This window comes from Clavibacter michiganensis (genome assembly GCF_002151125.1).
Taxonomy (GTDB): Bacteria; Actinomycetota; Actinomycetes; order Actinomycetales; family Microbacteriaceae; genus Clavibacter; species Clavibacter michiganensis_C.
This window is the reverse complement of the sequence record NZ_MDJZ01000005.1, coordinates 94670-116822: the sequence shown is the minus strand read 5'-3', so window position 1 is coordinate 116822 and position 22153 is coordinate 94670. Positions and strand designations below refer to the sequence as shown.

At 73.8% G+C, this 22153-nt stretch carries 21 protein-coding genes and 1 tRNA gene; 18 read left to right on the top strand and 4 right to left on the bottom strand.

Features of this window, described 5'->3' with window-relative positions; genetic code table 11:
* Positions 1-144 precede the first annotated feature (144 nt).
* Positions 145-681 (bottom strand): 2'-5' RNA ligase family protein, encoded by a 537-nt coding sequence (locus BFL37_RS03140; RefSeq protein ID WP_086513709.1) that lies wholly within the window; start codon positions 679-681, stop codon positions 145-147.
* Between the two features lie 23 nt (positions 682-704).
* Positions 705-947, bottom strand: a complete 243-nt coding sequence (locus BFL37_RS03135) for an antitoxin (RefSeq protein ID WP_086513708.1) — start codon at positions 945-947, stop codon at positions 705-707.
* 204 nt (positions 948-1151) lie between these two features.
* Between BFL37_RS03135 and BFL37_RS03130 the strand changes: the two genes are divergently transcribed.
* The 4 genes from BFL37_RS03130 (at position 1152) to BFL37_RS03115 (ending at position 4120) form a co-directional block, all read left to right on the top strand.
* Positions 1152-1223: transfer RNA gene (locus tag BFL37_RS03130), tRNA-Arg, on the top strand.
* 456 nt (positions 1224-1679) lie between these two features.
* Positions 1680-2372, top strand: a complete 693-nt coding sequence (locus BFL37_RS03125; protein WP_086513707.1) for a pyridoxine/pyridoxamine 5'-phosphate oxidase — start codon at positions 1680-1682, stop codon at positions 2370-2372.
* 89 nt (positions 2373-2461) lie between these two features.
* Positions 2462-3229, top strand: a complete 768-nt coding sequence (locus BFL37_RS03120; RefSeq protein ID WP_086513706.1) for a gamma-glutamyl-gamma-aminobutyrate hydrolase family protein — start codon at positions 2462-2464, stop codon at positions 3227-3229.
* Between the two features lie 96 nt (positions 3230-3325).
* Positions 3326-4120 carry a transglutaminase-like domain-containing protein gene (locus BFL37_RS03115; protein ID WP_086513705.1) on the top strand — a complete coding sequence of 265 codons (795 nt, stop codon included), beginning with the start codon at positions 3326-3328 and terminating at the stop codon, positions 4118-4120.
* Between the two features lie 31 nt (positions 4121-4151).
* On the opposite strand, the gene BFL37_RS03110 is transcribed toward BFL37_RS03115, so the two are convergent.
* Positions 4152-4799 carry a hypothetical protein gene (locus BFL37_RS03110; protein ID WP_086513704.1) on the bottom strand — a complete coding sequence of 216 codons (648 nt, stop codon included), beginning with the start codon at positions 4797-4799 and terminating at the stop codon, positions 4152-4154.
* Positions 4800-4998: 199 nt separating this feature from the next.
* Here BFL37_RS03110 and argS point away from each other — a divergent pair, with 199 nt between their 5' ends.
* The 9 genes from argS (at position 4999) to prmC (ending at position 17301) form a co-directional block, all read left to right on the top strand.
* Positions 4999-6663, top strand: coding sequence for an arginine--tRNA ligase (gene argS / locus BFL37_RS03105; protein ID WP_086513703.1), 1665 nt, complete (start codon positions 4999-5001; stop codon positions 6661-6663).
* Positions 6664-6674: 11 nt separating this feature from the next.
* Positions 6675-7505, top strand: coding sequence for an LmeA family phospholipid-binding protein (locus BFL37_RS03100; protein WP_086513702.1), 831 nt, complete (start codon positions 6675-6677; stop codon positions 7503-7505).
* A gap of 168 nt (positions 7506-7673) precedes the next feature.
* Positions 7674-9173, top strand: coding sequence for a diaminopimelate decarboxylase family protein (locus tag BFL37_RS03095; RefSeq protein ID WP_086513701.1), 1500 nt, complete (start codon positions 7674-7676; stop codon positions 9171-9173).
* Positions 9170-10501, top strand: a complete 1332-nt coding sequence (locus BFL37_RS03090) for a homoserine dehydrogenase (RefSeq protein ID WP_086513700.1) — start codon at positions 9170-9172, stop codon at positions 10499-10501. Before BFL37_RS03095 ends, BFL37_RS03090 begins: the two co-directional genes overlap by 4 nt.
* On the top strand, positions 10501-11577 hold the full coding sequence (thrC, locus tag BFL37_RS03085; RefSeq protein WP_086513699.1) for a threonine synthase: 1077 nt from the start codon (positions 10501-10503) through the stop codon (positions 11575-11577). The genes BFL37_RS03090 and thrC overlap by 1 nt, the downstream gene beginning before the upstream one ends.
* A gap of 11 nt (positions 11578-11588) precedes the next feature.
* Positions 11589-12539 carry a homoserine kinase gene (gene thrB / locus BFL37_RS03080; protein WP_086513999.1) on the top strand — a complete coding sequence of 317 codons (951 nt, stop codon included), beginning with the start codon at positions 11589-11591 and terminating at the stop codon, positions 12537-12539.
* A 293-nt stretch (positions 12540-12832) separates the two neighbouring features.
* Positions 12833-15322 (top strand): transcription termination factor Rho, encoded by a 2490-nt coding sequence (rho, locus tag BFL37_RS03075; protein ID WP_086513698.1) that lies wholly within the window; start codon positions 12833-12835, stop codon positions 15320-15322.
* 5 nt (positions 15323-15327) lie between these two features.
* On the top strand, positions 15328-16407 hold the full coding sequence (gene prfA, locus BFL37_RS03070; protein ID WP_086513697.1) for a peptide chain release factor 1: 1080 nt from the start codon (positions 15328-15330) through the stop codon (positions 16405-16407).
* 18 nt (positions 16408-16425) lie between these two features.
* The gene (gene prmC / locus BFL37_RS03065) at positions 16426-17301 is read left to right on the top strand and encodes a peptide chain release factor N(5)-glutamine methyltransferase (RefSeq protein WP_086513696.1); all 876 of its coding nucleotides are present in this window, start codon (positions 16426-16428) and stop codon (positions 17299-17301) included.
* Between the two features lie 79 nt (positions 17302-17380).
* On the opposite strand, the gene BFL37_RS03060 is transcribed toward prmC, so the two are convergent.
* Positions 17381-18034 (bottom strand): HAD-IA family hydrolase, encoded by a 654-nt coding sequence (locus BFL37_RS03060; protein WP_086513695.1) that lies wholly within the window; start codon positions 18032-18034, stop codon positions 17381-17383.
* A 71-nt stretch (positions 18035-18105) separates the two neighbouring features.
* Between BFL37_RS03060 and BFL37_RS03055 the strand changes: the two genes are divergently transcribed.
* The 5 genes from BFL37_RS03055 to BFL37_RS03035 all read left to right on the top strand — a co-directional run bounded on the left by BFL37_RS03055 (position 18106) and on the right by BFL37_RS03035 (position 22146).
* A complete protein-coding gene (locus BFL37_RS03055) occupies positions 18106-19080 on the top strand; it encodes an L-threonylcarbamoyladenylate synthase (RefSeq protein ID WP_241533820.1) in 975 nt (324 codons plus the stop codon).
* Positions 19077-20396: an MraY family glycosyltransferase gene (locus tag BFL37_RS03050; protein WP_086513693.1), complete on the top strand. Its 1320-nt coding sequence runs from the start codon at positions 19077-19079 to the stop codon at positions 20394-20396. The genes BFL37_RS03055 and BFL37_RS03050 overlap by 4 nt, the downstream gene beginning before the upstream one ends.
* Positions 20393-20863, top strand: coding sequence for a hypothetical protein (locus BFL37_RS03045; protein WP_086513692.1), 471 nt, complete (start codon positions 20393-20395; stop codon positions 20861-20863). The genes BFL37_RS03050 and BFL37_RS03045 overlap by 4 nt, the downstream gene beginning before the upstream one ends.
* 178 nt (positions 20864-21041) lie before the next feature.
* The gene (gene atpB / locus BFL37_RS03040; RefSeq protein ID WP_431305851.1) at positions 21042-21866 is read left to right on the top strand and encodes a F0F1 ATP synthase subunit A; all 825 of its coding nucleotides are present in this window, start codon (positions 21042-21044) and stop codon (positions 21864-21866) included.
* Positions 21867-21912: 46 nt separating this feature from the next.
* Positions 21913-22146: an ATP synthase F0 subunit C gene (locus tag BFL37_RS03035; RefSeq protein WP_012299262.1), complete on the top strand. Its 234-nt coding sequence runs from the start codon at positions 21913-21915 to the stop codon at positions 22144-22146.
* Positions 22147-22153: the final 7 nt, after the last annotated feature.

Here is a 22153-nt window from a genome sequence, read left to right as displayed (position 1 = left end):
GCCCCGGCCAGGCCGAGCGCGAGCGCGGCCCCCAGCAATCTCGCGGACCGCGGCATCCGACTCCTCCGTCGTCTCAAGTGCGTGCTCCATCCAGGCTAGTGGCGCGGGTGCGTGCGTCGGCCCTGCGGATGCGACCCGTGCCGGTCATGTCAGCTCCGTCACGGTGCGGTCGCGGGGATCCCAGCGACGCAGGCCCGCGGTCGGGGCGTCGAGCGGGTCGACGCGGCCGAGCGCGGAGACCGCGGCGCCGAGCTGCTCGGCGGTGAGCCGCAGGGCGATCGAGACGTGCGGGGTCCACGACCCGGGGCGCGTGTGCGGGACGACCTCGACGGCACGCCCGTGCCCGTCCTCGTCCGGGTCGGCGGGTGCCGCGTCGACGGCCGCGTGGATCCGCGCGTGCAGCGCCAGCAGGGCCTCGTCCACCACCACCTGGCGCGCGAGCACGAGGCCGCGCGGCGGCACGCCGAACACGACGAGCCCGCCCAGGCGGAGCGTCGGCAGGGGAGCGGAGGCGGCGATCGCGCGGACGGCTGCGTCCGCGGATCCGCCGAGCCCGTCCGCCGCGAGCAGCGTCACGTGCGGGCGGTTGGTCTCCCCGGCGTGGTCGGCGAGGCTCGGCAGGCCGGCGTCGGCGAGGGCACGCCAGGACGCGCGGACCGCGGCATCGGCGGCCGCGTCCAGCGTGAGCTCGAGGCTGCCGGCGCTCAGGAGCGGGGCGGCGTCGCGGGCGGGGTCGGGCCCTGGCCGCCGCGGCCGCCGTCGGGGCCGAGGTTGCGGAGCTGCTTGTCCGCTGCCTCGCGCGCCTTCTGGATCTTGTCGGCGTGCTTGCTGCCGGTGGCCTTGTCGGCGATGCCGGACACCCGGTCGATGGCGGTGCGGCCGACGTCCTGGCCCTTGGACGTGCGCAGGAAGCCGGTGGCGGCGGCGGCGATGCGGGACAGCTTCACGGGTGGTCTCCTCGGAGGGATCGGGTGGGCCGCCGTGCCCGGGCGGCGCGGCGGTCGTCCTGGGTCCATCCTGGCGTGCCGCGCCTGAGCCGGAGCGGGGAGTCTCCTCGGGAGGGGGAATGCGGATCGCGCCGCGGCCCGCGGCGGCGGCACGGCGGGCCTCGTCGCCGGTGCTACCCTGGATCCGCGCTCGCGCGCACCCTGGCCCCCATAGCTCAGGGGATAGAGCACTGCCCTCCGGAGGCAGGGGCGGAGGTTCGAATCCTCCTGGGGGCACACCTTCCCATATCCCGTGTTGGTGCGGTGAGAGGCCGGTCCCGTCCGCGGGGCCGGCCTCTCGTGCGTCCGGGGTCCGGCCGCGGTCGCAGAGCGCCCGCACCGCCGAGCACCCGCACCGCCGAGCGCACCGGGCGATCGCATCGACTCGACGCACGCTCGTGATCGGCGGTGCGGAGGACGCGGTGAACACACGCGGCGGGGCCCGAGACGGGTCTCGGGTTCCCGCCGCGTGGTGCTGGGCCCAACTGGGGGAGCGGGCCTGAGGAAGAACGTAGCGGCGGACGAGGAGGACGACCACGTCGCCCGGCACTGGAAAAGTCCAGTGGCACGGGGACCAATCCGATTCCCGCATCGTGGCGAAGACGCGCCCCCGCATGGGGCATCATCCGACCTCGGCCGCGACCGCGCCCCCCTAGTCCGGGCGCCGACGGCGGGTCGGCCTAGGCTCGGCTCATGGCAGACGACGACGACTCCAGCCCGGTCCGCGACCTCCTGAAGGGCGCCAAGCCGAAGCCCCACGACTTCCCCGAGCTCGACCCGGCGCACCTGCCCGAGGACCCCATCGACCTCGTCATCGACTGGATCCGCGACGCCGTCGCCCACGACGCGGCCGAGCCGAACGCCGTCGTCCTCGCGACCGCCGACGCGGAGGGCCGCCCGAGCGCGCGCACGCTCCTGCTCAAGGACGTCACGCCGACGGTCGACGACGAGCCGGGCGCCCTCTGGTTCTCGTCCCTCGCCGACAGCCCCAAGGGCCGCGACCTCGAGGCCAACCCGCGCGCCGCGCTCGTCGCGTACTGGCGGGAGCGCGGGCGGCAGATCCGCGCGACCGGACCCGTCTTCCACGGCGACCGCGAGGTGAGCGAGCGCGACTTCCTCGCCCGGCACCCGGCGTCGCGGGCCGAGGTCATCGCGGGCGACCAGAGCGAGCCGATGCCCGACGCCGCCGAGCGGGACGCCCGCGTCGCCCGGGCCCGTGAGGCCGTGGACGCCGATCCGGAGCTCGTCGCCGAGTCGTGGCGCGCGTACGTGCTGCAGCCCACGGTCGTCGAGTTCTGGCAGGCGACCGAGGACCACGGGCAGCTGCGGATCATGTACCGGTCGGGGCCCGACGGATCCTGGTCGCACACGCTCGTCTGGCCCTGACCCGGCGGCCGCCCGCGTCGCGCCCGCCCCGTGTTGCGGAACATGACGCGCGGCGTGCGGCGCCGCGGGCGAGACCGCACACTGGATCCATGCCCGCCCCCCTCCGCCTCGCCGTCGTGCAGGTGACCCGCTCCCGTCCCGAGGCCGCCGCCTACAACGCGCTGGTGCAGGGCCTCAACGCGCGCGTCGCCGAGATCGCCGACGCCGCGGGCTGGGCCGTCGAGAACATCGCCGCGGAGGACGAGGGCGTCGAGTCGCTCCTCGCCCGCACGCGCGAGGCCGACGCGGTCGTCATCATGGGCGGCGAGGACGTCGCGCCGCGCTTCTACGGAGGGCCCGCCGAGTACGAGGGCCGCTCGACGCACCGCGAGGTCGCCGACGCCGGGCAGATCGCGCTCGTCCGCCGCGCGGTCGCGGAGGGCACGCCGCTGCTCGGCATCTGCCGCGGCGCCCAGATCGTGAACGTCGCGCTCGGCGGCACCCTGCAGCAGCACATCGAGGGCGTGGGCGAGCACCGCAACGACGCCGAGGAGATCACGGCCGTGATGCGCGACCACTACGTGCGCGTCGGCGCGGGCAGCCGCCTCGCCCGGGTCCTCGGATCCACCGAGGTCGTCGTGCGGAGCGCCCACCACCAGGCGGTCGACCGTCCGGGCGCGGGGCTGCGCGTCGTCGCGGTCGCTCCCGACGGCGTGCCGGAGGCCGTCGAGCACGAGACCGCGCCCATCATCGGGGTGCAGTGGCACCCGGAGGACCCGGGCGCCGCGCGCGACCAGCTCCCCGCCCTGCTCGACGCGCTCGCCGCGGCCTGCGCGCTGCGCGAGCCCGTCGACGCCGTGCGCACCGCGGCCGCCTGAGGCGATCCGGCCCCCGCGCACGCGGAGGGGCGTCCGCGCACCTGATGTCGGCTCTCCCGCGCGGCACGGCGCCGGATCCGATGCCACCATGGACGCATGCGCCGCGACGTCTCCTCCATGCTCGAGCTGCAGGTCTCGGGCGAGAGCGAGATGGCCTTCGCGATCGCCGTCGCGCGGGGTGCGGACATCGCCTCGGAGCGCCTCGCGTTCGCGCTCGACGGGCGCCCGGTCGAGGCGACCGAGGTGGTCGACCGGCACGACACCCGCCTGCACGTGCTCACGACCGGCGCCGGCGTCCTCACGATGGAGTACGCGGCCACGGTCACCGGCCGCCAGGACCCCGCGCCCCTCGACGAGGTCGACCTGTGGGTCTACCGCCGTCCGAGCCGCTACTGCGAGTCGGACACGCTCTTCCCCACGGCCCGCGGCGAGTTCCGCGGCCTCGACGGGCTGCCGCTCCTCGCCGCCGTGCGCGCGTTCGTGGCGGACTCGCTGCGGTACGCACCCGGATCCAGCCTCCCGACCGACGGCGCCGTCCGCACGCTGCTCGCCCGCCGCGGCGTCTGCCGCGACTACGCGCACCTGGTGATCGCGATGCTCCGCGCGCTCGACGTGCCCGCGCGCCTCGCCGCCGTCTACGCGCCGGGGCTCAGCCCCATGGACTTCCACGCGGTCGCGGAGGCGTGGGTCGACGGTGCCTGGCACGTCGTGGACGCCACCGGGCTCGCGCCGCGGGAGAGCCTGCTGCGGATCTCCACGGGCCGCGACGCCTCCGACACCGCGTTCCTCACCAACACGCGCAGCCTCGTGACCATCTCGCGCATGGAGGTGATGGCCACGGTCGACGAGCTGCCGGTCGACGAGGTGGCCGCCCCCGTCCGCCTGGGCTGACGCGCGCCCGTCCCGCCGGCCGGCGGTCGGGTCAGCCGCCGACGGTCTCCAGCACCGCGTTGCCGAGGTCGGCGTGGTCGCCGGGCTCGTAGAAGGACGCGGAGCGCATGACGACCATGTGCTTCGAGGAGTAGATGGTGGCGACGCCCACGGCGTCCTGCAGCTCGAAGTAGGCCTCGACGCCCGAGGGGTAGCCGGCGATGGGGTCCGCCTGGAGGATGGCCGCGTCGCGGCGCGACTGCAGCTCCGCGGCGACCGGCTGGGCGACGTCGACCTCGACCGCGGTGCCGTCCGACGAGCGGAAGGCGCAGGCGATGCCCTGCATGGCGAGCACGTCCTCGCGCGCGCCGTCGGTGGCGGTGTCGGCCGGGAGGGCCTCGGTCGTGAAGCCCGGCCCGAACTGGGCGAGGTCGGGCAGGAGCTGGTCGCACGTGGTGCTCACCGGGGTGCCCTTCGGCGGCGCGGGGGTGGGGGAGGCGCTCGGGCCCGTGCCGGATCCGCCGCCTGCGGCCTGGCCGCCGCCGCCCGCGCTCGCCGACGGGTCGGGCGTGGTGGGCTGCAGCGGGGCGGGGTTCGAGCAGCCGGCGAGGAGGAGGGAGACGGCGAGCCCGGCGGCCGCGGCGGCCGGGGCGGTGCGCGCGAGGCGGGTTCGTCGGGGCGCGGGGAGGCGGACGGGCATGGTGGTGCTCCTTCGGATCCGGACGCGCCGCGGGATGCGGCGCTCGGCGCGCGGCGAGGGTGCCACGAGCGGGAGGCGGGATCGACACCCTACCGAGACGGGGCGCGGCCCCGCTGGGACGCTCCCGGGGTGCGTGCGCACCCGGGGCGGGCGCCGGTCCGGGCCGGGCGGGCCGCGGCCGCCGGTAGGATCGATCCCCATGACGACCCCTGACCTGACCGGCGCACTGTTCGACATCGTGGCCCGGACGGCAGGACGACGACCGGGCGGCGACGCCCTCGCGCTCAGCCCCGACATGGTCGTGCTCGAGCGCCCGCGCAACCGCGACCACGGCGACTGGGCCACCAACATCGCGATGCGCATCGCGAAGCCGCTGGGCGAGAACCCGCGCACCATCGCGGCCGACATCGCCGCGGCGCTCGGCGAGCTGCCGCAGGTCGCGAAGGTCGACGTCGCGGGACCCGGCTTCATCAACATCACGCTCGAGGCCGCGGCGGCGGGTGCCCTCGCGCGCACCATCGTCGAGGCGGGTCCCGCCTACGGCCGGGGCGCGACGCTCGACGGGATCCGCATCAACCTCGAGTTCGTCTCCGCGAACCCGACGGGCCCGATCCACCTGGGCGGCGTGCGCTGGGCGGCGGTCGGCGACAGCCTGGCGCGCATCCTGCAGGCGGAGGGCGCGGACGTCACGCGCGAGTACTACTTCAACGACCACGGATCCCAGATCGACCGCTTCGCCCGCAGCCTCCTCGCGAGCCACCTCGGCGAGGAGACGCCCGAGGACGGCTACGGCGGCGCCTACATCGGCGAGATCGCCGAGCGCGTGGTGGAGGGGTACGACGGCGACGTCGACGCCCTGCCGCGCGAGGAGCAGCAGGAGCTGTTCCGCAGGAGCGGCACCGAGCTGATGTTCGGCGAGATCAAGCAGAAGCTGCACGACTTCGGCGTGGACTTCGACGTCTTCTTCCACGAGGACTCGCTGCACGAGTCCGGCGCCGTCGACCGCGCCGTCGCGCGCCTGAAGGAGCTCGGCCACGTCTTCGAGGAGGACGGCGCCGTGTGGCTCCGCACCACCACGTTCGGCGACGACCGCGACCGGGTGGTCATCCGCTCGTCCGGCGAGCCCGCCTACATCTCCGGCGACCTCGGCTACTACCTCGACAAGCGCGAGCGCGGCTTCGAGCAGAACATCATCATGCTGGGCGCGGACCACCACGGCTACGTCGGCCGCATGATGGCGATGGTGCAGGCGTTCGGCGACACCCCGGGCGTCAACCTGCAGATCCTCATCGGCCAGATGGTCAACCTCCTGCGCGACGGCGAGCCCGTGAAGATGAGCAAGCGCGCCGGCACGATCGTCACCCTCGACGACCTCGTCGACGCCGTGGGCGTGGATGCCGGGCGCTACTCGCTCGTGCGCTCCTCCGCCGACCAGAACCTCGACATCGACCTCGCGGTTCTCGGCAAGCGCACCAACGACAACCCCGTCTTCTACGTGCAGTACGCCCACGCGCGCACGTGCGCCGTGGACCGCAACGCGGCCGCGTCCGGCGTCGAGCGCACGGCGTTCGCGCCGGAGCTGCTCACGCACCCGACCGAGTCGGCGCTGCTCGGGCTCCTGCAGGAGTTCCCGCGCATCGTCGCCCAGGCCGCGGAGCTGCGCGAGCCGCACCGGGTCGCGCGCTACGTCGAGGAGCTCGCGGGCTCCTACCACCGCTGGTACGACAGCTGCCGAGTCGTCCCGCGCGGCGACGAGGAGGTCACCGACCTGCACCGCACGCGCCTGTGGTTGAACGACGCGGTGCGGCAGGTGGTCGCCAACGGCCTCGACCTCGTGGGCGTCTCCGCCCCCGAGCGCATGTAGGGGAGCGGATCATGGCGGGTCGGTTCCTGGGCACGGAGGTCTTCGAGGCGCCGGAGCGACGCGACCCGCGGGAGGCCGGGCGTCGTCGTCGCGGCCCGCGCGGCGGCACCGTGTTCATCTGGCTCCTCGTCCTCGCGGTGATCGGCGTGGGACTCGCCTTCGGGCTGCGGATCATCGACCAGACCGTCCGGGGCGTCGCCCAGGACCAGGCCGAGAAGCAGATCGCCGACCAGCTGCCGGGTCAGATCACCGGGCGCGTGAACGTGTCGATCGAGGGCGACTGGGTCATCCCGCAGCTGATCCGCGGCACGCTCGACCGCGTGGTGCTCGACGGCCCGAACCTGCAGGCGGACGGCACGCCGTTCCAGGCGCACATCGTCGCGACCGACGTGCCCACCGACCAGGAGCGCACCGTCGGGGAGGTGGTCGCCACCGTGTCGATGGACCAGGATCCCGCCAGCGCGCTCCTCGCGAAGACCGCGGGGACGCCGCCCGACCTGCGCTTCGGCGACGGCACGCTCGGCTACTCCGGATCCACGAGCGTCCTCGGCCTCACCCTCGGCTACACCGTCGCCGCGGAGCCCGTGCTGCGCGACGGATCGACGGTCGTCATCACGCCCGCCGAGGTCGAGCTCCAGGCGGGCTCGTTCACGGTCGACCTGGCGCAGACCATCCAGGGGATCCGCGACATCACCTACCCCGTGTGCGTCGCGCAGTACCTCCCCGCGGGCGTCGAGGTGCAGGACGTGACCATCGCGGACGGCCGCGCGTCGATGACGGTCGAGTCGTCGTCGGTGAAGCTCACGCGCGACTCGCTCGAGGTCACCGGCAGCTGCGGCTGAGAGGCAGCGGGCGTCGCGCGCGCCCGCGGCCGGTGCGCCGTCACATGGCCCGGGCACCCCGACCCGCCTCGGTAGGATGCTCTCACCGCCTCCTCCTCCGGCTTCACGGACCGCACCGGGTCCGCTCGCCATCCCGCACGTCCGCCCCGCGTACGAACAGGTGAATCCGTGACCGCGAACCCGCTGGCCCCGTCCTGGCTGCTGCCGCCCGACGACGCGAACGCGCTGGATGCGCGCGTCTGGTCCCGCGGCGCCTCCCGCGGCGAGGACGGCGCGATCCGCATCGCGGGCGTCCCCGCCCCCGAGCTCGCGCGCCGCTTCGGCACCCCGCTCTACGTGGTGGACGAGGACGACGTCCGCGGCCGCGCCGCGGAGACCCTCGCGGCGTTCGCGCGCGAGGCCGCCGCCGTCGGCACGACCGCCCGCGTGTACTACGCGGGCAAGGCGTTCCTCAGCATCGAGGTCGCCCGCTGGATGGTCGAGGCCGGCCTCCACATCGACGTGTGCTCCGGCGGCGAGCTGGCGGTCGCGCTCGCCGCGGGCGCGGATCCGGCCCGCCTCGGCTTCCACGGCAACAACAAGTCGGTCGCCGAGATCGACCGGGCGGTGGGCGCCGGGATCGGGCAGATCGTCGTCGACAGCCAGGTCGAGGTCGAGCGCATCGCCGCCGCGGCCGCCGCGCACGGCCGCGTCCAGCCCGTGCGGCTCCGCGTGAACAGCGGCGTGCACGCCCACACGCACGAGTACCTCGCCACGGCACGCGAGGACCAGAAGTTCGGGATCACGCTGCCGGACGCGCCCGCCGTCGTCGCCCGGATCCGGTCGCACGCGTCCCTCTCCTTCACGGGCCTGCACGCGCACATCGGCAGCCAGATCTTCGAGACCGACGCCTTCGTCGAGTCCGCCCGCCGTCTGCTGGACCTGCACGAGCGGCTCCTCGCGGACGGCGCCGTGCCCGAGCTCAACCTCGGCGGCGGCTTCGGCATCGCGTACACGTCGGTCGACCGGCCGGTGCCCGTCGCGGAGATCGCGCGGCGGCTCACGCGCATCGTCGGCGACGAGTGCGCGCGCCGGGGGATCGCGGTGCCGGTCATCGCGGTCGAGCCCGGCCGCAGCATCGTCGGCCCCTCCACCGCCACGCTCTACACCGTGGGCACCGTCAAGGACGTGCTCGTGACCGTCGGCGGCGTCGACGGCGAGGTCGCCGAGGCGTCCTCCGCCACGGGCGACGTCGAGGACCCGCGCGTCGCCGAGGAGGCCGAGACCGCCGTCCGCCGCTACGTGAGCGTCGACGGCGGCATGAGCGACAACGCGCGCCCCGCCCTCTACGGCGCCGACTACTCCGTGCGCATCGCGGGTCGCGCCTCGGACGCGGATCCCGCCCTCGTGCGCATCGCCGGCAAGCACTGCGAGAGCGGCGACCTCGTCGTCCTCGCCGACTACCTGCCGGGCGACGTGCGCCCCGACGACCTCCTCGCCGTCCCCGCGACCGGCGCCTACTGCTGGGCGCTCGCGAGCAACTACAACTGGATCGGCCGGCCGCCCGTCGTCGCCGTGCGCGACGGCGAGGCGCGGGTCATCGTCCGCGGCGAGACCGAGGCCGACCTCCTGGCGCGCGACGCGGGCACGCCCGCGGCCGCATCCCCCGACGTGAACGGAGCACGATGATCGAGTACCGGAACCTGCGCGTCGCCCTGCTGGGCTGCGGCTCGGTCGGCACCCAGGTGGCGCGCCTCATGCGGGAGCACGGCGAGGAGCTGGCGCAGCGCGTGGGCGCCCGGCTCGAGCTCGTGGGCATCGCGGTGCGCGACGCCGACGCGCCGCGCGACCCGTCGGTCCCCCGGGAGCTGCTCACGACGGACGCCGAGTCGCTCATCCTCGGCGCCGACATCGTCATCGAGCTGATGGGCGGCATCGAGCCCGCCCGCACCCACATCCTCGCGGCCATCGCCTCGGGCGCGGACGTCGTGACGGCCAACAAGGCGCTGCTCGCGACGCACGGACCGGAGCTCTTCGAGGCGGCCGAGCAGGTCGGCGCCCAGCTCTACTACGAGGCCGCCGTCGCGGGCGCGATCCCCATCATCCGGCCGCTGCGCGACAGCCTCGCGGGTGACCGGGTCGAGCGGATCCTCGGCATCGTCAACGGCACCACCAACTACATCCTCGACGAGATGGACGCCCACGGGCTCGGCTTCGACGAGGCGCTCGCCACGGCCACCGAGCTCGGCTACGCGGAGGCGGATCCCACGGCCGACATCGAGGGCTACGACGCCGCCCAGAAGGCCGCCATCCTCGCGAGCCTCGCCTTCCACACCCGCGTGCCCGTCGAGGCCGTGCACCGCGAGGGCATCACGGGCCTGTCGGCGGCGCAGTTCGACTCGGCGCGCAAGGCCGGATACGTGATCAAGCTGCTCGCCATCTGCGAGCGCCTCACGGATCCCGCCACCGGCCGCGACGCCGTCTCCGCCCGCGTCTACCCGGCGCTGGTGCCGCGCGACCACCCGCTCGCCGCCGTGCACGGCGCCAACAACGCGGTCTTCGTCGAGGCCGAGGCCGCGGGCGACCTGATGTTCTACGGCGCGGGCGCCGGGGGAGTGCAGACCGCCTCCGCCGTGCTCGGCGACGTCGTCTCGGCCGCGCGCCGCCACGTCGTCGGCGGCCCGGGCGTCGCGGAGTCGACGCACGCGGACCTCGAGACGCTGCCCGTCGGCGCGATCACGACCCAGTACCAGATCACGCTGCAGGTCGCGGACGAGCCGGGCGTGCTCGCCCGCATCGCGCACCTGTTCAGCGAGCAGGGCGTCTCCGTGGAGACGCTCGAGCAGACCACGCACCAGGCCCCCGTGGCGGGAGGGGCGGGCGCCCGGCCCACCGCTAGCCTGGTGATCGGCACGCACCGCGCCACCGACGCGGCCCTCCGGGCCACCGTCGACGCGGTCTCGAACCTCGACGCGGTGACGGCAGTCGCGAGCGTCCTCCGAGTAGAAGGAGCCTGATGGCCCACCAATGGCGCGGACTGCTCCGCGAATACGCCGACCGCCTCGACGTCACGGACGCCACCCCGATCGTCACGCTCGGCGAGGGCGGCACGCCGCTCATCCCCGCGCCGGCCCTGTCCGCGCGCACGGGCGCGCAGGTGTGGGTCAAGTACGAGGGCATGAACCCGACGGGATCCTTCAAGGACCGCGGCATGACGATGGCGATCTCGAAGGCCGTCGAGCACGGCGCGAAGGCCGTCATCTGCGCCTCGACCGGCAACACGTCGGCCTCGGCCGCGGCGTACGCGACGCACGCGGGCATCACGGCCGCCGTGCTCGTGCCCGAGGGCAAGATCGCGATGGGCAAGCTCAGCCAGGCCGTCGCCCACGACGCGCAGCTGCTCCAGGTGCGCGGCAACTTCGACGACTGCCTCGACATCGCGCGCGAGCTCAGCGCCAACTACCCGGTGCACCTCGTCAACAGCGTCAACAACGACCGCATCGAGGGCCAGAAGACGGGCGCGTTCGAGGTCGTCGAGGTGCTGGGCGACGCGCCCGACTTCCACCTCATCCCCGTCGGCAACGCCGGCAACTACACGGCGTACACGCGCGGCTACCGCGAGGACCTCGAGGCGGGCAACGCCACCAAGCTGCCGCGCATGTTCGGCTTCCAGGCCGCGGGCAGCGCGCCCATCGTCGACGGCGCCATCGTCAAGGACCCCGACACGATCGCGAGCGCCATCCGCATCGGCAACCCCGCCTCGTGGAAGCTCGCCCTCGAGGCGCAGCTGCTCACCGACGGCTACTTCGGCGCCATCTCGGACGCGAAGATCCTCGAGGCGCACCGAATCCTGTCGGCCGAGGTCGGCATCTTCGTCGAGCCCGCGTCGGCCATCAGCGTCGCCGGGCTCCTCGAGCGCGCGGAGGCCGGGCAGATCCCGAAGGGCGCGACGGTCGTCCTCACGGTCACGGGCCACGGCCTGAAGGACCCGCAGTGGGCGCTCCGCACCGCGGACGGCTCGGACGTCGCCCCCACGAGCGTCGGCGTCGACGTCGCCGAGATCGCGGGCGTCCTCGACCTGGTCGCGTCGTGACCGACGGTCCGATGACCTCGGCGCTCCCCGCCGGGCGGCGCGTGCAGGTGCGCGTGCCCGCGACGAGCGCCAACCTCGGCCCCGGCTTCGACACGCTCGGACTCGCGCTCGCGCTCTACGACGACCTCACGGTGACGGTGCGCGAGGCGCCCGGCGCCACGGTCGACGTCCGCGGCGTCGGCGCGGGCGAGGTGCCGACCGACGAGACGAACCTCGTCGTCACGGCCATCGCCCACACGTTCGCCGCGTTCGACCAGCCCATGCCGGGCCTCGACCTCGTCGCGGAGAACCGGATCCCGCACGGCCGCGGCCTCGGATCCTCCGGCGCCGCCATCGTGTCCGGGATCATGGCTGCCCAGGGCCTGCTCGCCGGCACGGTCGAGATCGACGCCGACGCGCTCCTCCGCCTCGCCACCGAGATGGAGGGGCACCCCGACAACGTGGCGCCCGCGCTCTTCGGCGGCCTCACCATCGCGTGGGTCGACGGCCAGGGCCCGCAGCACAAGAAGCTCGCCGTGCACCGCGGGGTCTCGCCGCTCGTGCTGGTGCCGGTGGCGACCATGTCCACCGCGCTCGCCCGCAGCCTGCAGCCCGAGTCCGTCCCGCACGAGGACGCGATCTTCAACGTCTCCCGCTCGGCGCTGCTCATCGCCGCGCTCATCCAGAGCCCCGAGCTGCTGCTCGCGGCCACCGAGGACCGGCTGCACCAGGACTACCGCGCCGCCGCCATGCCGGAGACGAACGAGCTCGTCCACCTGCTCCGCGAGCGCGGCTTCGCGGCCGTGGTGTCGGGTGCCGGGCCGTCGCTCCTCGTCCTCGGCAGCGATCCGGGCCAGCGCCTCACGGCCGCCGAGCTCGTCGCCGAGCGCAGCACGAACCCCTGGACCGCGCTCATGCTCGCCGTCGACCTCAAGGGCTCCACCGTCCAAGTCGTCGACGAGGGATCCGCGCCCGCCGCCTAGCCGGATCGCGTGGATCCCGCACCCGGCGCGCCGCTCCCTGCGCGGGCGGGGTGCCGGGTGCTAGGCTCATCGCGACCCCGGAATCAACGGATCCACGCATGCGCGTCGGAGATCCGGTCCCGGTGGTCGTTCTCACCACTCACCCGCTGTCGTCTCTGCAAGATCCCGTGCCTCCGTGCCCGACAGCAGCTCCGGACGGAATCAGACCGTCCGCCGCTTTCGCAGAGACACACGCGATCGGCTCTCCTCCGCACGGGCTTCGTCCCGGCGGATCGGGGAAAGGACCCACGCACATGACCGATGTCGACACCCGCGCCACCACCGCGGACCTGAGCGCGCTCCGCGTCTCCCAGCTCCAGGCCATCGCCTCCGAGCTCGGGATCCCGGGCGGCTCCAAGCTCCGGAAGGGCGAGCTCGTGACCGCGATCTCCGAGATCCAGGCAGCCCGGGGGATCACCGCCCCCGCCGACGAGGCGGCTCCCGCCTCCGATGCGCCCGCCGTGTCCGGCGACGCGACCCCCGCCTCCGCGGACGAGGCGGCCGCCGAGACCGCCGCGGACTCCGAGACCGCCGTCGAGGAGGCCCCCGCCTCGGAGCCCGTCGCCGCCGACGCCGCCCCGACCGCGGACGCCGCCCCCGTCGCGGACGCGACCCCCGCCGAGGCGCCTGCCGCAGAGGCCCCGGCCGAGCAGCCCGCGCGCTCCGGCCGCGGATCCCGCCGCGCCAGCACCGCGCGCATCGTCCCCGAGCGCATCGCCGAGACCGTCGAGGTGCCCGCCGCCGAACCCGCGGGCACCGGCCTCGAGTCCCGCATCGCCGAGGCCACGGGCGGCCGCACCGAGGAGCCCCGCACCGAGGCTCCCCGCACCGAGGCGCCCGCGCGCTCCGGCCGCGGATCCCGCCGTGCCACGAGCTCCGGCGTCGTGGACCCCGCCGCCGAGGCCCCGCGCCAGGCCGCGCAGCACGTGAACAGCGGCCAGACGGCCGACCAGCTCGTCCCCGCCGACACGGATGCACCCGCCGCCGAGGCGCCCGCCGCCGAGTCGCCGACCGAGGAGCAGGCCCCCGCGCCGCGCTCCGGCCGCGGCCGACGCCGCGGCGGCCGCGACGCCCAGGACGGCGCCGACCGCGGCGCCGCGCAGGACGCGCCCGCCGAGGCCGCAGCCGCCGAGGCGCCCGCCGCGAACGAGCAGGCCGACCAGCAGCGCGAAGACCGCGACTCCGACGAGCAGGGCGGACGCCGCGACGACCAGGGCCGCGAGGGTCGCGAGGGCGGCCGCAACCGCAGCCGCAACCGCCGCAACCGCGACCGCGGACGCGACCAGGACGACCAGCAGCAGGGCGGCCGCGACCAGGCGCCGCGCGAGCAGGCACCCCGCGAGCCCGACGCCGACGACGAGGCGCAGGAGGAGGCCCGCACGGGCCGCCAGCGCCAGAACGGCCGCGGCCAGGGCGACCGCCAGCAGGACGTGCGCGCCGACCAGGCCCGCGCCGACGTCGGCCGCGACGACGACCGCGGCGGCCGCAGCCGGTACCGCGACCGCAAGCGCGGCCGCGGCCAGGGCAGCGACGACTTCGAGCCCGAGGTCACCGAGGACGACGTCCTCCTGCCCGTCGCCGGCATCCTCGACGTGCTCGACAACTACGCGTTCGTCCGCACGAGCGGCTACCTGCCCGGCACGAACGACGTCTACGTCTCGCTCGGCCAGGTCAAGAAGCACTCGCTGCGCAAGGGCGACGCCATCGTCGGCGCCATCCGCCAGCCGCGCGAGAACGACAGCCAGAGCCGCCAGAAGTACAACGCGATCGTGAAGATCGACTCGGTCAACGGCCTGCCGCCCGAGGAGGCCGCGAACCGCGTCGAGTTCGGCAAGCTCACGCCGCTGTACCCGCAGGACCGCCTGAGCCTCGAGACCGAGCCGGCGAAGCTGACCACGCGGATCATCGACCTCGTGTCGCCGATCGGCAAGGGCCAGCGCGGCCTCATCGTCTCGCCGCCCAAGGCCGGCAAGACGCTCGTGCTCCAGGCCATCGCGAACGCCATCGCCACCAACAACCCCGAGGTCCACCTCATGGTCGTGCTGGTCGACGAGCGTCCCGAGGAGGTCACCGACATGCAGCGCACGGTGAAGGGCGAGGTCATCGCCTCGACCTTCGACCGTCCCGCCGAGGACCACACCACGGTCGCCGAGCTCGCCATCGAGCGCGCGAAGCGCCTCGTGGAGCTCGGCCACGACGTGGTCGTGCTGCTCGACTCCATCACCCGCCTCGGCCGCGCGTACAACCTCGCGGCCCCGGCGTCCGGCCGGATCCTCTCGGGCGGCGTCGACTCGTCGGCGCTCTACCCGCCGAAGCGCTTCTTCGGCGCCGCGCGCAACATCGAGCACGGCGGATCGCTCACGATCCTCGCCACGGCGCTCGTGGAGACCGGCTCCAAGATGGACGAGGTGATCTTCGAGGAGTTCAAGGGCACCGGCAACATGGAGCTCCGCCTCTCGCGCGCCCTCGCCGACAAGCGCATCTTCCCCGCCGTCGACGTCAACGCCTCCGGTACCCGCCGCGAGGAGATGCTCATGGGCGCCGACGAGGTCAAGGTCACCTGGAAGCTGCGTCGCGCCCTCGCCGGGCTCGAGCAGCAGCAGGCCCTCGAGATCGTCCTCAGCCGCCTGAAGGAGACGACCTCCAACGTCGAGTTCCTCATGAAGGTCCAGGCCTCCATGCCCAACACCGGCAACGGCGTGTCCCACCAGAGCCACGGGCACGGCGCGCACGAGAAGGGCTGAGCGAGGTGTTCGAGTCCGTCGTCCAGCTGCTGGAGGAGCACGAGGAGCTCCAGCAGCAGCTCGGCGACCCCGAGCTGCACGCCGACGCGTCGCGCTCGCGCAAGGTCAACCGCCGCTACGCGGAGCTGAGCCGGATCGTCGCCGCCCACGCGGAGTGGACCCAGCTCACGGACGACCTGTCGGCCGCGCGCGAGCTGGCCGAGGAGGACCCGGCGTTCGCCGAGGAGATCCCCGGCCTCGAGCAGGCGCTCGACCAGGCGCAGGAGAGGCTCCGCCGGCTCCTCATCCCGCGCGACCCCGACGACGCGCGCGACGTCATCATGGAGATCAAGATGGGGGAGGGCGGCGCCGAGAGCGCGCTGTTCGCCGCCGACCTGCTGCGGATGTACCTGCACTACGCCGAGTCGCGCCGCTGGAAGACCGAGATCCTCAGCCAGACGCAGAGCGACCTCGGCGGATACAAGGACGTGCAGGTCGCCATCAAGGGCACCTCGGACGACCCCGCGCTCGGCGTGTGGGCGCACCTCAAGTACGAGGGCGGCGTGCACCGCGTGCAGCGCGTGCCGGCGACCGAGTCGCAGGGGCGCATCCACACGTCCGCCGCGGGCGTGCTCGTGATCCCCGAGGTCGAGGAGGTCGAGGAGGTCGCCATCGACCCCAACGACCTCAAGATCGACGTGTACCGCTCGTCCGGCCCCGGCGGCCAGTCGGTCAACACGACCGACTCCGCCGTCCGCATCACCCACCTGCCCACGGGCATCGTGGTCGCGATGCAGAACGAGAAGAGCCAGCTGCAGAACCGCGAGGCGGGCATGCGCGTGCTGCGCGCCCGCGTGCTCGCGAAGCAGCAGGAGGAGATCGACGCGGAGGCCTCGGCCGTGCGCCGCAGCCAGATCCGCACGATGGACCGGTCCGAGCGCATCCGCACGTACAACTTCCCGGAGAACCGCATCGCGGACCACCGCACCGGGTACAAGGCGTACAACCTCGACGTCGTGATGGACGGTGCCCTCGACCCGGTCGTGGAGTCCTGCATCCTGGCCGACGAGGAGGCGCGGCTCGACGCGCTCGGGACCGACGCGTGACGCGCGGTCCCTCCGCTCGTGGCTGACGGGGAGGGCGTCCCGGAGACCGTGGACGCCCTCCGCATGCGCGTCGGCCAGGCGCTCGCGGCGGCCGGCATCGAGGATCCCGCGGTCGACGCGGAGCTCCTCGTCGGCCACGTCCTCGGCCTGTCCCGCGGGCAGGTGCAGTCGCGCGCCATCACGCGCGCGCCCGTCGCCGCCGCGGACGCCGCCCGCGTCCTGGAGCTGACCGCCCGCCGGGCGAGCCGCGAGCCGCTGCAGCACATCACGGGCGTCGCGCACTTCCGCTCGCTCGAGCTCCTCGTGGGCCCGGGCGTCTTCGTGCCGCGGCCCGAGACGGAGCACGTGGCGCAGCTCGCGATCGACGCCCTGGGCGCGGCCACCGGCGAGGCGCCCGTCGCGGTCGACCTCGGCACGGGATCCGGCGCCCTCGCCCTGGCCCTCGCCACCGAGGTGCCGCACGCGCGCGTGCACGCGATCGAGGTCTCGCCCGCGGCGCACGCGTGGACGGCCCGCAACGTCGCCCGCCTCGCGCCCGACGTGCACCTCGTCCTCGGCGACCTCGCCGACGCGTTCCCCGAGCTCGACGGCACGGTCTCGGTCGTCGTCTCGAACCCGCCCTACATCCCGGTCGACGCGATCCCGCGCGACCCCGAGGTGCGGCTGCACGACCCCGCGCTCGCGCTCTACGGCGGATCGGACGGCCTCGACGTCGTGCGGCTCGTGTCGACGACCGCGCGGCGGCTGCTGCACCCGGGCGGCGCGCTCGTGATCGAGCACGGCGAGCTGCAGGGCGACGCGATCCGCGCGTTGCTCGACGCCGACGGCTGGCGCGCGACCGCCACCCACCGGGACCTCACCCGGCGCGACCGGGCCACGACCGCGCTGCGCTGACGCGGATCCGCACCGGCCAGCCGGCTCCGGCCCGAGGCGGCTCGGGCTCGAGCTCGAGAGGGCTCCCGCCCGGTGCGGCTCAGCTCCGGGGCGCGTGCCGACGGATGAACGCCTCGACCGCCGGCAGCAGGTCCCCGTCCCCGCGCACGTGGTGGCCGGTGATGCCGACCCCGCGCGCCGACGCGACGTTGTCCTCGCGGTCGTCGGCGAAGAACGTGCGCTCGGCCGGGTGCCCGTAGGCCGCGAGCACCCCGTGGAACACGGCCGGGTCCGGCTTGCGCGCGCCGTACCCGCTCGACGTGCGCATGTGCTCCACGCCGAACAGCGGCACCAGCTCGTGCGCGAGCTCCGCAAGGTGCCGCGCGGCGAGCGCGTTGTTGTTGGTGAGCAGCGTGATCCGCCCGGCCTCGCGCGCCCGCGCCACGGCCTCGAGCGCCTGCGGGCGGACGACCATCGACGCGCGGCGGCGGCGCACCCACTCGTCCTCGTCCATCTCGACGCCCACCGCGGCGCAGAACGCGGGGAGGTAGGAGTCGGCGTCGAAGCGCCCGGCCTCCGCGGCCCACTCGCCGTCGTCGTTGTACCAGCGGCGACGCAGCTCCGGGAGGTCGTACCCGGTCGCCGCCATGATGCGGTCCGCGGGCCCGCGCCAGTCGTGGTCGTACAGCACGTCGTCCATGTCGAACACGAACAGGAGCCCGTCGGGGCCGGGGGAGGAGGGCGCGGAGGTCACGAGGCCCAGTATGCGGGGGCGCGCGCCACGCGGATCCACCGCTCAGGGCCGGGGGCCCGCGCTCGGCTACGATGAGCGACGACATGGCGCGCATCTACGACTGCTCAGTCGACACCGACCTCCTCACCGGCATGAGACTCGCCCGACAGGCGGTGGGTCGCGGCGAGGTCGTCGTCATCCCCACGGACACCGTCTACGGCGTCGCGGCCGACGCGTTCAACCCCGAGGCCGTGCAGCGCCTGCTCGACGCGAAGGGCCGCGGGCGCGACGCCCCGCCGCCGGTCCTCATCCCGGGTCAGTCGACGCTCGACGCCCTCGCCGACTTCGTGCCCGACGTCGTCCGCCGGCTCGTGGACGAGTTCTGGCCGGGCGGCCTCACGGTGATCCTCGTGGCGCAGCCGTCCCTCGTCTGGGACCTCGGCGAGACCCGCGGCACCGTCGCGCTCCGCATGCCCGCCAACTCCTTCGCGCTCGAGCTCCTCGCGGAGACCGGCCCGCTCGCGGTCTCGTCCGCGAACCGCACGGGCGAGCCCGCCGCCACCACCGCGCAGGAGGCCGTCGACCAGCTCGGCGAGTCGGTCGACATCTTCCTCGACGGCGGCGCCGCCGGGGGAGCGGCCTCGACCATCGTCGACGCCTCGCGCGTCACGGACGCCGGCGGCCGCGTCCGCATCGTGCGCGAGGGCGCGATCACGCGCGCGCAGATCCAGCAGCTCATCGGCGACGAGCTCGAACCCGTGGTCGCCGCGCCCGCGGAGCCCGCGCAGCCCGCCGCGACGGACGAGCCGGCCGCGACGGACCAGGCGCCCGTGCCCGACGAGCCGGACGCCCCGCGGGGCACGGCGAGCGGCGCCGAGCGCGCCGAGCGCGTCGACGGATCCCCGGACCCGGCCGCCGCGACCCCGGCCGCCGAGGCGACGGACGACGCCGGCCCGACGTACCCCGAGTTCGTCGAGCCCGCCGGAGCCGCAGAGCCCGCGGGCGAGCCCGCGAGCGACCCGACCGCGACCGAGCCCCCCGCGGATCCTCCCGCGCACCCCCGGTGACCTACTACGCCGCCATGACGGTCGTCTCGGCCGTCATCACGCTCGTCCTGTCCATGGTCGTCATGAAGCTGGGCTACCGCTACCGGCTCTACCCCGCCATCCGCGCGCGCGACGTGCACACGCGCCCCACGCCCCGGCTCGGCGGCGTCGCCATGTTCGCCGGAATCCTGGTCGCGTTCGCCGTTGCCTCGCAGGTCTCCTGGTTCAGCCTGGTCTTCGACCGCCCCGGCCCGGTGTTCGCGATCCTCGGCGCCGCGCTCATGATCGTGGTCATCGGCGTCGTCGACGACATCTACGACCTCGACTGGATGATCAAGCTCGCCGGCCAGATCCTCGCCGCGGGCCTCCTCGCCTGGCAGGGCGTCGCGATCTCCTCGCTCCCGATCGGCGGGCTCACGGTCGGCTCGTCGCAGATGTCGATCATGCTGACGATCTTCGCGATCGTCCTGGTCATGAACGCCGTCAACTTCATCGACGGGCTCGACGGCCTGGTCGCGGGCGTCGCCATCATCGCCAACGGAGCGTTCTTCCTCTACAGCTTCCTGCTCTCGGACACGGCCACCGGCCAGACCGAGCGCTTCAACCTCGCGTCGCTCATCAGCGCGATCCTCATCGGGGCCTGCCTCGGCTTCCTCCCCTTCAACTGGCACCCGGCGAAGCTCTTCATGGGCGATGCGGGCGCGCTGCTCGTGGGACTCCTCATGGCGACGAGCGCAATCGCCGTCACGGGCGAGATCGATCCGAACCCGGAGACCTTCGGCCGCTCGCAGCTGCTGCCCGCGTTCCTGCCGATCCTGCTGCCCTTCGCGATCCTCATCGTGCCGCTGCTCGACTTCGCCCTCGCGGTGTTCCGCCGCCTCAAGGCCGGCAAGTCGCCCTTCAGCGCCGACCGCAAGCACCTCCACCACCGCCTGCTCGACATGGGCCACTCCCGTCTGCACGCGACGCTGATCTTCTACGCGTGGACCGGCGTCGTGTCCGTCGGCTGCCTGCTCATGTTCGTCGTGCAGCCGTACGCCTGGGGCGTCGCGTTCATCGCGGTCGGCATGGTCGCCTGCGCCGTCGTCACGCTCGCGCCCCTCAGTCGCCGGAAGCGCCTCGAGGCCGCCGCGCAGCTCGTGCCGGCCGACGCGGAGTCGGAGGACGCCGCGGCGTTCGACCCGCTCGACGAGGCCGCCGCCGACCGGCCGCTCGCGCGCCTCACGGAGTCCGAGCTCGAGGCCGTCGAGCGCGAGCACGCCGACCTCGCCACGGGATCCATCGCGACCCGCCCCACCGACGCCCCGCACCCGGGCGCTAGCAAGGAGACGACATGACCGACAGCCCGAGCGCCCCCGCCAAGGCGGAGCGCCCCGCGAAGAAGGACGTCTTCACGCGCATCCTCATCGGGGGAGCCGTGCTCGCCCTCGCCATCGCGGTGGTCGGCGGCATCGTCGGCTTCGCGGTCGACGGCGGCCGCGGGCTCCTCAGCGCCGTGATCGGCAGCGCCATGGCCCTCGTCTTCCTCGGGCTCACGGCCGGCAGCATCCTCTTCGCGAACCGGTTCCAGTCGTCGCCGATCTACCCGACCCTGTTCTTCTCGGTCGTGCTCGGCGCGTGGCTGCTGAAGTTCGTGGTCTTCCTCGCGGTCGCGATGGTGCTCAGGGAGCAGCCGTGGATCAACCTGGTCGTGCTGTTCGTGACGGTGATCGTGGGCGTCGTGGGCACCCTCGTGATGGACATGGTCGTGATCACGAAGGCCCGCGTCGGCTACGTCAGCGACGCGCAGCTGCCCGGGCGCTAGCCGCGCGTCCTCCGGCCGCCGGCAGGGGGGACGCGATTAGTCAGGGCACCCTCATTGTTGATAGTCTCTCTCGTGACGATTCCCGTCGGGCCGTGCCCAGTTCCACCTCACGCCGGCGTCTTCTCACCCCATCCGTTCGTCGCCGCGAGAGCTCGCGCTCCACGCCCCGAAACAGGAGATAGCGCTGTTAGCCACCGCTGCACCCAGCATCATCACCCTCGCCGCTGAAGACTCGGGTGAGGGGTTCCACGCTCCCACGCTGTCGGAGTTCTTCCCGCCGATCGCCTTCTTCGAGGGCACGGGCTTCGACCTCAACCGCATCATGCTCATCAGGCTCCTGGTGATGGTGGTCCTCGTCGTGCTGTTCATCGTCGGCACCCGCCGGATGTCGCTCGTCCCCGGCCGCGGTCAGAACCTCATGGAGATGGGCGTCGACTTCGTCCGCGTCAACATCGCGGAGGACATCCTCGGCAAGAAGGACGGACGTCGTTTCCTGCCGATCCTGATGACCATCTTCTTCCTGGTCCTCGGCATGAACCTCACGGGCGTCATCCCGTTCCTCAACATCGCCGGCACCTCGGTCATCGGCCTGCCGATGCTCCTGGCCGTCGTCGCGTACATCACCTTCATCTACGCCGGCATCAAGGACCGCGGGATGGGCTTCTTCAAGAACAGCCTGTTCCCGCCCGGCGCGCCGAAGGCGGTCTACATCCTCCTCACGCCCATCGAGTTCCTGTCCACGTTCATCATCCGGCCGGTCGCGCTCACGCTCCGACTCCTGATGAACATGCTCGTGGGGCACCTCCTGCTGGTGCTCTGCTTCTCCGCGACGTGGTTCTTCCTCTTCGAGGCCGAGGGCGCGCTCAAGTTCCTGGGCGCCGGCACCCTCGTCCTCGGATTCGCGTTCACGCTCTTCGAGCTGCTCGTCGCCGTCCTGCAGGCCTACATCTTCGCCCTCCTCACCGCCGTCTACATCCAGATGGCCGTGGCGGAGGAGCACTAAGCGATCTCGTCCACCAACGAGATCACCCAACCGGAAGGAAACCCCAGTGGACCCCATCATCACCGCCGAGATCACCGGCAACATCGCGACCGTCGGATACGGCCTCGCAGCGATCGGCCCCGGCATCGGTGTCGGAATCGTCGCGGGCAAGACCGTCGAGGCCATGGCCCGCCAGCCTGAGATGGCCGGCAGCCTCCGCACCACGATGTTCCTCGGCATCGCGTTCTCCGAGGCGCTCGCGCTCATCGGCCTCGCGACCTACTTCATCTTCACCAACTGAGGGACAC

Excerpts from the sequence above, each read along its gene's own strand:
- BFL37_RS03125 (WP_086513707.1), top strand. The coding sequence starts at position 1,680 with ATGGCAGACGACGACGACTCCAGCCCGGTCCGCGACCTCCTGAAGGGC.
- BFL37_RS03120 (WP_086513706.1), top strand. The coding sequence starts at position 2,462 with ATGCCCGCCCCCCTCCGCCTCGCCGTCGTGCAGGTGACCCGCTCCCGT.
- BFL37_RS03115 (WP_086513705.1), top strand. The coding sequence starts at position 3,326 with ATGCGCCGCGACGTCTCCTCCATGCTCGAGCTGCAGGTCTCGGGCGAG.
- BFL37_RS03110 (WP_086513704.1), bottom strand. The coding sequence starts at position 4,799 with ATGCCCGTCCGCCTCCCCGCGCCCCGACGAACCCGCCTCGCGCGCACC.
- argS (WP_086513703.1), top strand. The coding sequence starts at position 4,999 with ATGACGACCCCTGACCTGACCGGCGCACTGTTCGACATCGTGGCCCGG.
- BFL37_RS03100 (WP_086513702.1), top strand. The coding sequence starts at position 6,675 with ATGGCGGGTCGGTTCCTGGGCACGGAGGTCTTCGAGGCGCCGGAGCGA.
- BFL37_RS03090 (WP_086513700.1), top strand. The coding sequence starts at position 9,170 with ATGATCGAGTACCGGAACCTGCGCGTCGCCCTGCTGGGCTGCGGCTCG.
- thrC (WP_086513699.1), top strand. The coding sequence starts at position 10,501 with ATGGCCCACCAATGGCGCGGACTGCTCCGCGAATACGCCGACCGCCTC.
- thrB (WP_086513999.1), top strand. The coding sequence starts at position 11,589 with ATGACCTCGGCGCTCCCCGCCGGGCGGCGCGTGCAGGTGCGCGTGCCC.
- rho (WP_086513698.1), top strand. The coding sequence starts at position 12,833 with ATGACCGATGTCGACACCCGCGCCACCACCGCGGACCTGAGCGCGCTC.
- BFL37_RS03055 (WP_241533820.1), top strand. The coding sequence starts at position 18,106 with ATGAGCGACGACATGGCGCGCATCTACGACTGCTCAGTCGACACCGAC.
- BFL37_RS03045 (WP_086513692.1), top strand. The coding sequence starts at position 20,393 with ATGACCGACAGCCCGAGCGCCCCCGCCAAGGCGGAGCGCCCCGCGAAG.